Source organism: Brevundimonas aveniformis DSM 17977, assembly GCF_000428765.1.
GTDB lineage: Bacteria > Pseudomonadota > Alphaproteobacteria > Caulobacterales > Caulobacteraceae > Brevundimonas > Brevundimonas aveniformis.
The window spans coordinates 924,288-938,305 of record NZ_AUAO01000001.1 but is presented as its reverse complement, the minus strand read 5'-3'; the positions used below and the strand labels follow the sequence as shown (position 1 = coordinate 938,305).

General features: G+C 66.1%; 12 protein-coding genes. 3 read left to right on the top strand and 9 right to left on the bottom strand.

The window, feature by feature from the left end:
* Positions 1-54: 54 nt before the first annotated feature.
* The 3 genes from G391_RS0104830 to G391_RS0104820 form a co-directional block, all read right to left on the bottom strand.
* Complete coding sequence (locus G391_RS0104830) at positions 55-1,221, bottom strand: acyl-CoA dehydrogenase family protein (RefSeq protein WP_029086520.1); 1,167 nt, start codon at positions 1,219-1,221, stop codon at positions 55-57.
* Between the two features lie 176 nt (positions 1,222-1,397).
* Positions 1,398-3,179, bottom strand: a complete 1,782-nt coding sequence (locus G391_RS0104825; protein WP_029086519.1) for an acyl-CoA dehydrogenase C-terminal domain-containing protein — start codon at positions 3,177-3,179, stop codon at positions 1,398-1,400.
* Between the two features lie 4 nt (positions 3,180-3,183).
* Entirely contained in the window at positions 3,184-3,663 is a 480-nt protein-coding gene (locus tag G391_RS0104820; RefSeq protein ID WP_029086518.1) for a MerR family transcriptional regulator, read from the bottom strand.
* A gap of 221 nt (positions 3,664-3,884) precedes the next feature.
* Here G391_RS0104820 and G391_RS0104815 point away from each other — a divergent pair, with 221 nt between their 5' ends.
* Entirely contained in the window at positions 3,885-4,097 is a 213-nt protein-coding gene (locus G391_RS0104815) for a cold-shock protein (protein ID WP_029086517.1), read from the top strand.
* A gap of 66 nt (positions 4,098-4,163) precedes the next feature.
* On the opposite strand, the gene G391_RS0104810 is transcribed toward G391_RS0104815, so the two are convergent.
* The 4 genes from G391_RS0104810 to G391_RS0104795 form a co-directional block, all read right to left on the bottom strand.
* On the bottom strand, positions 4,164-5,561 hold the full coding sequence (locus tag G391_RS0104810; protein ID WP_029086516.1) for a protein adenylyltransferase SelO: 1,398 nt from the start codon (positions 5,559-5,561) through the stop codon (positions 4,164-4,166).
* 7 nt (positions 5,562-5,568) lie between these two features.
* A complete protein-coding gene (locus G391_RS0104805) occupies positions 5,569-6,348 on the bottom strand; it encodes a succinate dehydrogenase iron-sulfur subunit (RefSeq protein WP_029086515.1) in 780 nt (259 codons plus the stop codon).
* An 84-nt stretch (positions 6,349-6,432) separates the two neighbouring features.
* Entirely contained in the window at positions 6,433-7,350 is a 918-nt protein-coding gene (locus G391_RS0104800; protein WP_029086514.1) for a hydroxymethylglutaryl-CoA lyase, read from the bottom strand.
* Positions 7,347-9,017, bottom strand: a complete 1,671-nt coding sequence (locus G391_RS0104795; protein WP_029086513.1) for an ArnT family glycosyltransferase — start codon at positions 9,015-9,017, stop codon at positions 7,347-7,349. The genes G391_RS0104800 and G391_RS0104795 overlap by 4 nt, the downstream gene beginning before the upstream one ends.
* Positions 9,018-9,097: 80 nt before the next feature.
* Here G391_RS0104795 and G391_RS0104790 point away from each other — a divergent pair, with 80 nt between their 5' ends.
* Both G391_RS0104790 and pdeM read left to right on the top strand, forming a co-directional pair.
* On the top strand, positions 9,098-11,545 hold the full coding sequence (locus tag G391_RS0104790; protein ID WP_029086512.1) for a ligase-associated DNA damage response DEXH box helicase: 2,448 nt from the start codon (positions 9,098-9,100) through the stop codon (positions 11,543-11,545).
* Entirely contained in the window at positions 11,542-12,249 is a 708-nt protein-coding gene (gene pdeM / locus G391_RS0104785; RefSeq protein ID WP_029086511.1) for a ligase-associated DNA damage response endonuclease PdeM, read from the top strand. The genes G391_RS0104790 and pdeM overlap by 4 nt, the downstream gene beginning before the upstream one ends.
* On the opposite strand, the gene G391_RS0104780 is transcribed toward pdeM, so the two are convergent.
* Both G391_RS0104780 and G391_RS0104775 read right to left on the bottom strand, forming a co-directional pair.
* The gene (locus tag G391_RS0104780; protein WP_245572034.1) at positions 12,246-13,070 is read right to left on the bottom strand and encodes a TIGR02186 family protein; all 825 of its coding nucleotides are present in this window, start codon (positions 13,068-13,070) and stop codon (positions 12,246-12,248) included. The two genes, pdeM and G391_RS0104780, sit on opposite strands and share 4 nt — an antisense overlap.
* A complete protein-coding gene (locus G391_RS0104775) occupies positions 13,067-13,990 on the bottom strand; it encodes a sulfite exporter TauE/SafE family protein (protein WP_029086509.1) in 924 nt (307 codons plus the stop codon). The genes G391_RS0104780 and G391_RS0104775 overlap by 4 nt, the downstream gene beginning before the upstream one ends.
* Positions 13,991-14,018 lie beyond the last annotated feature (28 nt).

Genomic DNA, 14,018 nt, shown 5'->3' with positions numbered 1-14,018 from the left:
CCGTCCTGTTTGGAGCAGAATGGCAGGGGTGGCCTAATATCCCGTTGACGGACCCTACAGCGTCCGGGCGATCAGCAGCTTCATGATCTCGTTGGTGCCGCCGTAGATGCGCTGGACGCGGGCGTCCTTGTAGAGCTGGGCGATGGGGTATTCGGTCATATAGCCGTAGCCGCCGAACAGCTGGAGCATCTCGTCCAACACCTCGCCCTGGATGTCGGAGATCCAGTATTTGGCCATCGACGCCGTGGCGGCATCCAGCTGACCCTTCAGGTGCAGGCCGATGCAGTGGTTCACGAACACCTTGGCGACCGTCAGCTTGGTCTTGACCTCGGCCAGTTTGAACTGGGTGTTCTGGAAGTCGATCACCCGCTTGCCGAACGCCTTGCGCTCCTTGACGTAGGCGAGCGTCTCGGCCAGGCCGCGCTCGGCGGCGGCGACGCCCTGGACGGCGATGTTCAGGCGCTCTTGCGGCAGCTGCTGCATCAGCTGGACGAAGCCCATGCCTTCGCCGCCGCCGATGATGTTGTCACCCGGGACCTTCACGTCGTTGAAGAAGAGCTCGGAGGTATCGTTGCCCTCCATGCCGATCTTGTGGAGGTTGCGGCCGCGCTCGAAGCCCTCGGCCCCGTCGGTCTCAACCACGATCAGCGAGGTGCCCTTGGCACCCTCGGCCGGATCGGTCTTGGCCACGACGATGATCAGATTGGCCAGCTGGCCGTTAGTGATGAAGGTCTTGGAGCCGTTGACCACATACTGGTTCCCCTCCTTGCGCGCGGTCGTGCGCACGCCCTGGAGATCGGAGCCGGCGCCCGGCTCGGTCATGGCGATGGCGCCGACCAGTTCGCCGGTGGCCATGCGCGGCAGCCAGCGCTGTTTCTGCTCCTCGGTGCCGTAGTGCCAGATGTAGGGGGCGACGATCGCGTTATGCAGCGAGGCACCGAAGTGGTCCGCCCCCTTCAGGCCCAGCTGCTGCATCAGCACGACCTCATGGCGATAGTCGCCGCCCATGCCGCCGTATGCCTCGGGTGCCGAGATGTTCAGCAGGCCCGCCTCCCCGGCCCTGTTCCACAGGTCGCGCGGCACTGAGGAGTTGGCGATCCACTTCTGGACCTCTTCCGGCGGCGCATTGTCGTCGATCCAGCGCGCGACGGAATCCGCGAAGAGGGTGACCTCTTCCTCGGCCATGAAATCAGGTTCGGGGACGTTGAGGGGGGAGGTCATTTCACACCGTCACCCTCGGGCTTGTCCCGAGGGCCCATGGCGCCGCTGCACGTGCGAACGCAGTTGGACAGCGATGTCGGACCCAACTCACCCGCCTGTCGTGCGGCCGATGGATGGGCCCTCGGGACAAGCCCGAGGGTGACGGGGCGAGAGCGCCCTGCTCTCACGCATATTGGTCAGAACGCCTCTGCCGGCATCTCCATCAGCACGCCGGCGCCCGACTGCAGCTTCTTCAGGTGGGCGCGGGCGTCCGGGAGGATGCGCTCGACGAAGTAGCGGCCGGTCATCAGCTTGTTGGCGTAGAAAGGGTCGGTCGAGCCGGCGGCGATCTGCTTTTGCGCCGCGACGGCCATCTGGGACCAGACATAGGCCAGGGCGGTCAGGCCGAAGATCTGAAGATAGTCGGTCGAGGCGGCGCCGGCGTTGTCGGGGTTCTGCATGCCGTTCTGCATCAGCCACATCGAGGCTTCCTGCAAAGTCGCCTTGGCCTTGTCGAGGCCGTCGATGAAGGGGGCGGTGGCCTCATTGCCCTTGTGCTCGGCCACGAAGGCATCGATGTCGGCGAACCACGACATGATGGCGCGGCCGCCATTGGCCGGCAGCTTGCGACCCACCAGATCGAGCGCCTGAATGCCGTTGGTGCCCTCATAGATCATGGTGATCCGCGCATCACGCAGATACTGGCTGGCCATGAACTCTTCGGTATAGCCGCTGCCGCCGTGCACCTGCATGGCCAGGGACGCGACGTGGAAGCCCTTGTCGGTCAGATAGGCCTTCAGGACCGGGGTGATCAGACCCATGTAGTCGTGGGCTTTCTGCGCGGTGGCGGGGTCTTCGGACTTCTCCAGATCGGCTTGCAGCGCGGTCCACAGGATGAAGGCTTGCCCGCCCTCAACGAAGGCCTTGGCCTCCAGCAGCATTCGGCGCACGTCCGGGTGGACGATGATCGGATCGGCAGGACCATCGGGGTTCTTCGGTCCGGTCAGGCTGCGCCCCTGCAGGCGATCCTTGGCGAAAGTCGCGGCTTCCTGATAGGCGGCGGCACCGATGGCCAGGCCTTGCAGGCCGGTGCCCAGGCGGGCCTCATTCATCACCACGAACATGTTGTTCATGCCGCGGCCTTCTTCGCCGACCAGCCAGCCGGTCGCCCCGTCATAGTCCATGACGCAGGTGGCGTTGCCGTGGATGCCCATCTTGTGCTCCAGGCCGCCGCAACGCACCGCATTGCGCTCGCCCAGCGAGCCGTCGTCGTTGACTAGGTACTTCGGCACGACAAACAGGCTCAGGCCCTTGATCCCCGCCGGGGCCCCTTCGATGCGGGCCAGCACGGTGTGGATGATATTGTCGGTGAAGTCGTGCTCGCCCGCCGAAATCCAGATCTTCTGGCCGGTGATCTTGTAGCTGCCGTCGGCCTGCGGGACCGCCTTGGTGCGCACCATGCCCAGATCTGTGCCGCACTGGGGCTCGGTCAGGTTCATGGTCCCGCCCCATTCACCCGTGGCCATCTTGGGCAGGTACTTGTCCTTGATGGCGTCCGAGGCGTTGGCGTACAGGCCTGCATATGCCCCGAAGGTCAGGCCCGGATACATCGAAAACGCCGCCGAAGCGCCGGCGGTGAACTGGCCAAAGGCCATGGCGACGACGGCGGGCATGCCCTGTCCGCCATAGGCCGGGTCCGCCGCCAGACCGGACCAGCCGGCCTCGACCATGGCCTGGTACGCTTCCTTCCAGCCGGTCGGGCCGGTGACGACCCCATCGTTCCACTGGCAACCTTCCTTGTCGCCGACCCGGTTGAGCGGGGCGATGACCTCTTCGGCGAACTTGCCGCCCTCTTCGAGGATCTGCTGGGCCAGCTCAGTGGTGACCTCGGCAAAGCCGCGCTGGTTGGCGTATTTGTCGATCTCGAGAACCTCACCGAGGATGAAGGTCAGGTCGCGCACAGGGGCTTTATAGGCCATGGGATCAGGCTCTCGTCTGGAAGGGGCGTGAGTGGTCGGGGTTCATCCGCTCCTGCAGGAGGCGGGCATAGTCTTCGGCACCAGGTAGAAGGTCTGGCCGATGTTCGGCGAGCGTCCGCTCCATCCAGTCGCAGGCTTCTTCGGCGGTTTCGATGGCACCCTTGATGTCTTCGAGCTGCTGTTTCAGGGCATCGACCCGGGCGCGATGACGCGGCAGGGCGACCGCCATCTGGTGCACATTGTGCTCCTTGCGGTCGTACAGGTCGATCATCTCGTGGATTTCGGCCAGGGTGAAACCGATGCGCCGCCCCCGCATGATCAGTTTCAGCCGTGCGCGGTCTTTCGAGGAATAGACCCGTGTCTGCCCCTTGCGCGCCGGATCGAGCAGGCCCTTGTCCTCATAGAAGCGCAAGGCACGCGCCGTCGCGCCGAACTCGCGGCACAACTGGCGAATGGAATAGGTGCGAAGGTCGTCAGCCGTCATGGTTCCTCGATAACCGAAGTTGACGTTGACGTAAAGGGGAGGTTTGAATTCACCCGGCGCTGGCTATCTGGCGCGGGATAGCCTATATGAGGGCTGTCGATCTCTGTGCGTAACGCTGCTGCCCGCCTGCTTCGCGCACCGAGGTTATCTAGCCATTATTGTCAGACTCGACGGCCCGCAGGGGGTTTCTGCCCTGCACAACGCCATCTAGGAGACTGAAAATGGCTAAAGGCACCGTTAAGTGGTTCAACTCCGTCAAGGGTTACGGCTTCATCGCCCCGGCTGACGGCGGCAAGGACGTGTTCGTTCACGCCACCGCCGTCGAACGCTCGACCCTGGGCTCGCTGAACGAAGGCCAGACGATCAACTACGAGATCGAGCGTGATGCGCGCAGCGGCAAAGAGTCCGCCGTGTCGCTCACCGCGGCTGACTAAGGTTTCGACCACAGTCGAACAAGACCTGCGGGCCGGCGTTTTACGCCGGCCCGTTTCTTTTTGGGCTTACGCCCAGGCCGCGCCTTGCGCGCGAATCCGCTCGGTCTTGGCGGTGAGCGGTACCCAGTCGTCCGCCTCAGCGATGGCGGACCAGATCGCCTCGACCTCGTCGATCAGCATCGTCTCGGGGTCGGGCTGGGCGAAGACCGGGTGCTCAAGCCGCTCGGGGCGATCCGGCGCATGGGCCTTGAGCGCCGCGTGGAAGGCCTCGAAGGCGTCGCCGGCATAGAGGGCCGCGCGCGGCCCGGTCATGGCGCGACCTTGCGAAGCCTCGCCGCACATCCAGTCGAAGAAGACGCCCTCGAACCCCAGCGCCTCGCCGCCCTCGGCCATCAGGGCGAGGGTGGTGTCGATTAGGGCCTGACCGGCCTCTTCGCCGGCGTCCTGAAGGCCGAAGCGGGCGCGAAACGCGGCCTGGCTCTCGGCGACATAGGCGGGTCCGAAGAGGTTGAGGGCATCAACCAATGCCGGTTCCTCGGCGAACGGACGCAGCGTCCCGGCGAACTGTTTCAGTGCCCAGAACACCGCGTCGGCCTGACGCCCGAAGCTGTAGAGGCCGATGCTGTCGAAATAGGCGGCGGTGAAACCCGGATCGAACCGGGGCAGGAACCGCCACGGCCCATAGTCGAAGCTCTCGCCCGTGACGTTCAGATTATCGGTGTTGAGCACCCCATGCGCGAACCCGGCGGCGGTCCAGCGGGCGACCAGCCGCGCCTGGGCGCGCACAACCGCCGCCAGCATCGAGGCCGCGTCGGTCGCCGTCGGGTGATAGGTGTCGATGACATGGCCGATCAGCCGCTCGATCAGGTCGGTGCGGTCAAAGAAGGCGTGGCGCTGGAACACCCCGAAGCGGACGTGGCTGTGCGACAGCCGCACCATCACCGATGACCGCGTCGGCGACGGCTCGTCATTGCGGGCCAGAGGTTCACCCGTCTCGATCAGGCTGAGGACCCGGCAGGTCGGCACGCCCTGGGCCTGAAGCATTTCGGCCGCCAGGATTTCGCGCACGCCGCCTTTGAGCGTCAGACGCCCATCGCCGTCGCGGCTGTAGGGCGTCTGCCCGGAGCCCTTGGTCCCGAGATCTAGTAGGCGGCCCTCATCGTCACGCAACTGGGCCGCCAGAAATCCGCGTCCGTCGCCGAGATCCGGGTTGTAGTGGCGGAACTGATGGCCGTGATACCGCATCGCCCGCGGACTCGACTGGCCCGGCAGGGGATCGAACCGCCCGAAGTGCGCGACCCATTCGGCCTCGGCCAGGCCGTCTAGCCCCACGTCCGCGGCGGCCCGCTGATTGCGCCAGCGGAGGATGTGTTCGGGAAAGGCGGCGGGTTCGACGGCGTCCGAAAAATCGTCGCCGAGCGCGGCGAAACGGGGGTCGGGCCGGTAGTCTGGGCCGACCGGCATGGTCGCTCTAAACCGCCCGCGCGGCGATCATCTTCTTGGTTTCGGCGATGGCCTTGGCGGGGTTCAGACCCTTGGGGCAGACCTGGGCGCAGTTCATTATGGTGTGGCAGCGATAGAGCTTGAACGGGTCCTCGACATTGTCGAGCCGCGCATTGGTCGCGTCATCGCGGCTGTCGGCCAGCCAGCGGTAGGCCTGAAGCAGAGCCGCCGGGCCGAGGTATTTGTCCTGGTTCCACCAGTAGCTCGGGCACGAGGTCGAGCAACAGGCGCACAGGATGCACTCATATAGGCCGTCCAGCTTGGCCCGATCTTCCGGCGACTGCAGCCGCTCCTTCTCGGGGTCCGGCGTGTCAGACTGGAGATAGGGTTCGATCGAGGCGTACTGGTCGTAAAAGCCCGTCAGGTCCGGCACCAGGTCCCGCACCACCGGCATGTGCGGCAGGGGCGAGACGGTAATGTCGCCGGCGTATTCGTCCCAGCCCTTGGTGCAGGCCAGGGTGTTGCGCCCACCGATGTTCATGGCGCAGGAACCGCAGATGCCTTCCCGGCACGAGCGGCGGAAAGACAGGGTCGGGTCGATATTGTTTTTGATGTGGATCAGGGCGTCCAGAACCATCGGGCCGTGGTCCTCGACCGCCACATCGTAGCTGTCCCAGCGCGGCGCTTCGTCGGACGTCGGATCGAAGCGATAAATCTTGAAGGTCTTCACCTTGCCCGCACCCTCACGGGCGGCCCAATGCTTGCCGGTCTGGGGCTTGGAGCCGCGGGGAAGGGTGAGCTGGACCATGAATCTCGCCTGTCGAAAGCTGTGTCCGTTCCTTACGCCTGATCACCCGAGGCGCAAGGGGGCGGGGGCAATTGCGAACGGTTCTTAGGCCGGTGGCCAGCCGCCGGCGCGGCTGAGGGCGGAGGGTTTCGGCCGACCGATCTTCTCGCCGATCCAGCGGGCCGTCTCGATCAGGGCGTCCAGATCATAGCCGGTCTCGAAGCCGGCGCGGCTCAGCATATAGACCACGTCCTCGGTCGCCACATTGCCGGTGGCGCCCGGCGCGAAGGGACAGCCGCCGATCCCGCCGACCGAGGCGTCGATGACGTCGATCCCGGCCTCGATGCCCGCAAAGATATTGGCCATGGCGGTGTTGCGGGTATCATGGAAATGCAGACGCACACGCGCATCCGGTGCCGCCTTCCTGGCCGCCTCGACCTTGCGCCGCACCGCCCAGGGGTCGCCAACGCCGATGGTGTCAGCCAGGCCGATCTCCTTGACGCCAAGCGCCGCGACGTCGCGAACCACGGCCTCGACCTGATCGACAGAGACCTCGCCATCGAAAGGACAGCCCCAGACGGTCGAGATGATCGCCGTCACCGTGGGCCCAGAGCCGGGGCCGCCGCCCATATTGTGCGACCGCCCGACGATCTCGCCTAGCATCTCGATCTGCTGGGCCACCGTCAGCCCCGAGTTCTTCAGCGCGAAACCGTCTGAGGCGGCGATCGACACATTGGCCTGGTCGACACCGGTTTCGACCGCGCGGTCCCAGCCCCGCGCATTCAGAACCAGGCCAATACGGGTGACGCCGGGGTTGGCGGACAGGCCGGCCATCACGGCCTCGGCGTCGGCCATCTGCGGCACCCGTCCCGGATGGACGAAGGAGACGGTTTCCAACCGCCGGGCTCCGGCAGCCTCCATCCGGTTGATCAGCTCGATCTTTTCCTCGGTCGAAAGGACGGTCTTTTCGTTCTGCAGGCCGTCGCGCGGCCCGACCTCGACGATTTCGATGAACCGGCTCATTGCGCCTCTGCCTCGCTCAGCGGGCCATAGACCGACAGCTGCAATGGATCGCCGTTGGAATAGTTGAACCCATCCACCACGGCGACGGGCCGGGGGCTCATCGACAGGGCCGCGGCTTCGGCGGCGAAGGCGTCCTGTTGGCTCTGATCGACCACGGCCACGCGGCCGGCAGCGACCGCTCGGGCCGCATCTGCTCCATCTCCCAGCCGCGTATCGGTGCCCAGCAGGAAAATGGCCGAGGGCTCGGAATAGCCGGCCAAGGTTACCGCACCGGGTGCGCGCCCTTCCATGGGATGCAGGCCGGCCTCTCGGATGGCTTCAACCAGCCGGGGGGCCGTCCACAGAGGCCCCAGCCCGCCGAGAAGCAACACAAAAGTCATGTGGGTCACGATGCCGAAACCAAGGGCCGTCACCACCGCCGCGTCTGTCTCGCGCGCCAGCAGGAAGAAGGCTGCGATCCCGGCCCCGATCAACGCCAGGCCGATGGTCAGGGCCGCCCAGACCTGATCGGCCTGGCCGCCGAATTCCGAAAAGCCGTAGCCGACGACCAGAGTAACCAGCAGCGCCCCAAAGACCATCAAACCCGCGCCGATCCGCCGGCCCCAGGTCGTCAGCGGCTGGGACACGCTCAGGGCCATCAGCCAGGCCAGGGCCCCAAAGGTCGGGAGCGTGTAGTGAAACAGCTTGGTCGGAAACAGCTCGAACGCCAGCCAGGTGGGGATCAGCCAGCACAGGGCAAACCGGACCGCCGGTTCGGTCCGCCGCATCCAGCCGGTGATCGCCGCCGCCGGAAGCAGCAGCGTCGCCGGATACAGCAGTAGCGGCGACAAAAACAGATAATAGCCCGGCAGCCCCCCATGGCGTTCATGGCCCCCCACCAGCTTGGGGAACAGGTCGCCGCCCAGGGCCGTGCCCCAGAAGGCCCCATCCGTGCGGACCGTCACCGCCATGGCCCAGGGCCCGATCGCAAGGGCCGTCAGTACCGCGCCCCAGCCCCAGCCGATGTCCTTCATCCAGCGCCATTGCCGATCCCAAAGACCCAGCGCCACCAAGGTCAGGCCCGCCACCATGATGATGATCGGCCCCTTGATCAGCGCCCCGACCGCAATCGCACCCCACAGGGCCAGCTTGTAGGGACGCCCCGGCGTCGGCTCTCCCTGTCGGTGGCCGATATAGAACCGCGACAACACCGCCATGGCCACCGTTACGCTGGCGCACAACATGGCATCGGTCTTGGCAATCCCGGCCTCGGACGACAGCAGGAAGGTCGCGCCAAGCAAGGCCCCGGCGATCACGCCGGTGCGGGCACCCCAAGCCAGGCCCGCCCCCCAGGCACAGGCCGCCGCGGCCAGCATGGCTCCGAACAGGGATGGCAGCCGGTAGGGGCGAATGTCCCGGGCCTCCACATCGGAGAACAGGCTGACGGCCACCGACTGCATCCAGTGTATGCCGACCGGCTTCTTGTGGCGCGGCTGGTCCTGGAAACGAATGTCGACGAAGTCGCCCGTCTCCAGCATCTGGGCTGTGGCCTGGGCAAAGCGGCTTTCATCGCGATCCAACGGACCCAGGACCATCACGGTCGGCAGACCGGCCAGCAGGGCAATGAAGGCCGCAATCAGCGGCCCGCGCCAGCCTTCGATCCATCGGTCGTCGATCAGAGGGTTCATGGGTGGGTGATCACACGGCGCGCGGCCCACGTCTATCCCATGCGGCTGGAAACGGAACGAGAACATGATATGGGCCGTGGGTGACCAACCCTCTGCCGTCTCCGTTCCTGGACTGGTTCGCCCGGCGCGGCTGGGCACCGCGACGGCATCAGCTGGAGATGGTCGAGGCGGGGTTGGCGGGGCGTGACGTGCTGCTCGTCGCGCCGACCGGTGGCGGCAAGACACTCGGCGGGTTCCTGCCCAGCCTCATCGAGCTGGCGGCGCGGGGGCCGGTGAACGCCCCCCCGGGCGTCCACACCCTTTACATATCTCCCCTCAAGGCCCTGACCACCGACGTCGAACGCAACCTGATGACGCCTGTGCGTGAGATGGGGCTGGATATCCGCATCGAGACGCGCACGGGCGATACGCCAGTTTCGAAACGCCAGCGCCAGAAGGAGCGCCCCCCGGACATTCTGCTGACCACGCCGGAACAGCTGGCCCTCATGTGCGCCTGGGAAGGCGGGCGCGACTGGTTCAACGGCCTGCGCTGCGTGATCGTCGATGAGGTTCACGCCATCTGGTCGGGCAAGCGGGGCGATCTGTTGAACCTGGGCCTGGCGCGATTGAGCCAATTTTCGCCGGTGATGCGCCGCGTCGGCCTGTCGGCGACGGTGCAGGATCCCGATGCGATCCGACGCTGGTTGAGCCCAGGCGGTGAGGCCGATCTGGTGTTGGGCGATCCCGGCGCGCCGCCTCAGGTCGAGGTCATGGGCCGCACCAGCGGGACCATCCCCTGGTCAGGCTGGACCGCGGCCCACGCGATGGGGGACGTCTATGAGCGGATCAAGGCGGCGCGGCTCGCGCTGGTCTTCGTCAATACGCGCTTTCAGGCCGAGATGGCGTTCCAGATCCTGTGGGAGATCAACACCGACGATCTGCCCATTGCTCTGCACCACGGGTCACTGGCGGTCGATCAGCGACGCAAGGTCGAGGCGGCCATGGCGCGCGGCGATCTCAGGGCCGTGGTCTGTACCTCAACGCTCGACCTCGGCATCGACTGGGGCGACGTCGACCTGGTTATCCAGCTGGCCGCGCCGAAAGGGTCCGCGCGGCTGATCCAGCGGATCGGGCGGGCCAATCACCGGCTCGATGAACCCAGCCGCGCCTTGCTGGTCCCGGCGCACCGGTTCGAGGTTCTGGAATGCGAAGCGGCGAAGGCGGCTGTAGCGGAAAACGATCTGGACGCCGATCCGGCCCATCCGGGTGCGCTGGATGTGCTGGCCCAACATCTGATGGGTCTGGCCTGCGCGGAACCGTTTCAAGCAGATGCGGTGTTCGACGAGGTGCGGACCAGCGCGCCCTATGCCGACCTGTCGCGCGAGGACTTCGTTCAGGTGCTCGAGTTCGTCTCGTCGGGCGGGTACGCGCTGAAGACCTATGATCGCTTTCGCCGCATCGTTCAGGACCGCCAGGGTCGCTGGGGCGTCCGCAACGCTGAAACCGCCGCGCGACACCGGATGAACGTCGGGGCCATCGTCGACATCCCCATGCTGAACCTCAGGGTCGGCAATCCCAAGCGGGCGGGACGCAAGCTCGGGCAGATGGAAGAATCCTACCTGTCGCAACTGACGCCGGGCGACACCTTCATCTTTGGCGGCCAGACCTGGCGGTTCAACGAAATGGCCGAGATGGACTGTTTCGTCAGTCCGGCACCGCCCGGGTCCGACCCCATGGTCCCCAGCTGGGGCGGGTCCAAGTTTGCCCTGTCGACCTACCTGGCCCGGCGGGTCCGGCAACTGATCGCCGACGAGGCGTCCTGGGGGCAATTGCCCGACGATGTTCGCGATTGGTTGTATATACAAAAGATGAGGTCGCTTATCCCATCGCCGGACGAGATGCTGGTCGAGTCATTTCAGCGCGGCCAGCGGCACTATCTGGTGTGTTATCCCTTCGACGGTCGGATCAGCCACGGGACGCTGGGGCATCTCCTGGCGCGACGGCTGGAGCGGGCCGGCAAACACCCCGTCGGCATGGTCGCCAATGACTATGCGCTGGCTATCTGGGCCTTGCGGCCCCTGGGCGGCGTCGATCTAGCGAGCCTGTTTCAGGAAGACCTGCTGGGCGACGACCTGGAGGCCTGGCTGGACGAGAGCTTTATGATGAAGCGCGGTTTCCGTCAGTGCGCCGCCATCTCCGGCCTGATCCAGCGCCGGCTTCCCGGCCACGAGAAATCCGGGCGGCAGGTGACCTTTTCGACCGATCTGATCTACGACGTCTTGCGGCGACATCAGCCGGATCACCTGTTGCTGAAATGCGCGCGCATGGATGCGGCGGCGGGTCAGCTGGACGTGGCGCGGGTCGGGGCCTTGCTGAAGCGGGTTCGCGGGCGGATTGTCCATACGGAACTCAGCCGGCCCTCACCGTTCGCCGTGCCGGCCATGCTGGAAATCGGTAGCGAGCCGGTGATGGGCGGCTCCTGGGCCGACGCCGTCTTGCAGGAGAATGCCGAGGACCTCATCGCTGAGGCCATGGGACTGGACGCATGAGCCCGATGCGCCGAAGTCCGTGCGGCGGCTGTCATCTGGAGATCCATGGCCAGGCCGTGACCGCGCGCGTCTCAGGGGCTCTTTGGCTGGCCGATGAACGGATGCTGGCGGCGGGCGATCTGCATTTCGAGAAGGGGTCAGCCTATGGCGCGCGTGGCCAGCTTCTGCCGCCTTTTGACACCCTGGCCACTCTGGACCGGCTGGAGGCGGAGATCGCCGCCCTGAGCCCCCGACGGCTGGTGCTGATGGGAGACAGTTTCCACGACACCGGCGCGATCGACCGACTGACGGCCGAAGCCAGAACAAGGTTGCGGGCGTTAGGGGAACGCATCGAGCTGGTTTGGTTGGCCGGAAACCATGACCCGAGCCCGCCCGTCGGCCTGCCTGGTGCCGTGGCGGAAACGCTGACCATTGGAACCCTGAACCTGACCCACGAACCCCATACAGGGCTTGGGGAGGGCGAGGTCGCCGGGCACCTGCATCCGGTGGCGACCGTCAAGGGCACAGGCGGACGGGTGCGCCGCCGGTGTTTCCTGACGGATGGGCGACGCATGATCCTGCCGGCGTTCGGTGCCTATGCGGGGGGCCTGAATGTCTTTGATCCGGCCTTCGACGGCCTGTTCGCGACTCCACCGACAGCCCTGATCCTGGGCGACGACCGGATCCATGCGGTCCCGTGGACCCGACTATCGCCCGGACGTTAGGTCCGCCGGAACCAGCGCGACGCGGCCCAGCCGGTGAAGCCGGCCAGCAGCACCGATACCAGGCCGTAGAGCCACGGCTGGAAGAAGGCGAAGTTGTGCAGCCAGCGTTCGACCCCAACCCGGCGGACCTGGATGGTGTTGCGCCGCACCGAGATCGCCTGACCATTCTGGAACAGCCAGACTTCGGTTCGATATTCCCCGGTCGGAGCCTCGGGCGGCAAGACAATCTCGGCCCGGAACAGGCCCGGATCCACGAACCTCACCCCCGACGGGTCGGCACGATACAGGCCATCGCGCTCTTTCAGGCGAATGACCGCCCGTCGCCATTCCAGATAGTCTTCGCCCAGGCGACTGATCACCACGTCCCGGACCCCGTAGAGATTGACCGTGCGCGCCTCGTCGGGGGCATCAATCTGGATATGGTCCAGCCCCACGCCCATGCGTCTGAGAACGCCAAAGCCGGCGATCTCGGACAGGGGCCGGGTCGAGGCCATGACATAGAAGGCCGGTGCCCCCTCAAAGACGACCGGGCGACTGTTCAGCCACAGCCCGGCCACGCGAACTTTGCGGACCAGACGAACGGGGCGCTCCGGCCCGCGCACGACCAGCACCACGTCGACCGGGTCATCACCCGGATTGAACACGGCCCCATAGAGAACCAGCGATGCCCCGGCGTAGCTGGAATCGACCTCGATCTCGGAATTGGTCAGGGCCGCCGAGATGGTCGGGGTTTGCGTCACGACGACCGGGCCGGGAGGCTCCGGTGCAGGCGCGACCAGGGCCGGCGGGTCCATTGGCGGCGGGCCGGGCGGCACCATCATCCGGCACCGCCGGGGGCCAGGGCGAACGGATCGTCGGGCCGCAGGAATAGAGACAGGCCCATCTGCAAGCCGACCAGCAGGATCAACAGGCCGAGCGCCGCACGCATCTCATCGGCCCGGAAACGCGCCGAGGCCTTGGCTCCGTACTGTGCACCCAGAACGCCGCCGACCATCAGCAAGGTCGACAGGACAATATCGACTGTCTGGTTCCGGCCCGCCTGAAGAACGGTCGTCACCGCTGTGGTGATCAGGATCTGGAACAGGCTGGTGCCGACGACCACCGCGGCGCGCATCCGCAGAATATAGACCATGGCCGGAACCAGGATGAACCCGCCGCCAACCCCCATGATGGCCGACAGGATGCCGGCAAAGACGCCCAACAGAAGCGGTGGAATGGCCGAAATGTACAGCCCCGACCTTGGAAAGCGCACGCGAAACGGCAGGCCATAGAGCCACAGGGGGCGCCGGGTCGGCTCGCGGCGAGCCGGCTCTCCGCGACGGCGGGCCAGAATGGTGGTCAGGCTTTCTTTCAGGGTCAGGGCCCCAATCGACCCTAGCAACAACAGGTAGGAGACGGCCACCACCAGGTCGGCCTGGCCCAGGAGGCGCAGCAGGCGAAACAGCTCCACGCCGAACAGGGCTCCCACCGCCCCCCCCAAGGCCATGATGCCGCCCATGCGATAGTCGACCGACCCGGCCTTGCTGTAGGTCAGGACGCTGGAGGTCGACGAGGCGACGACATGGTTGGCCTGGCTGGCAACTGCGACGGCGGGCGGGATGCCCAGAAAGACCAGAACCGGGGCCATGAGAAAGCCGCCGCCGATGCCGAACAGTCCCGAAATGAAGCCGACAAGCGCGCCCAGGGCCAGCAGAAGCGGCGCGTTGACCGATACCTCGGCAATGGGAAGATAGACGTCCAATGGCCTCGCCGAAACTGGGGCGATCCGC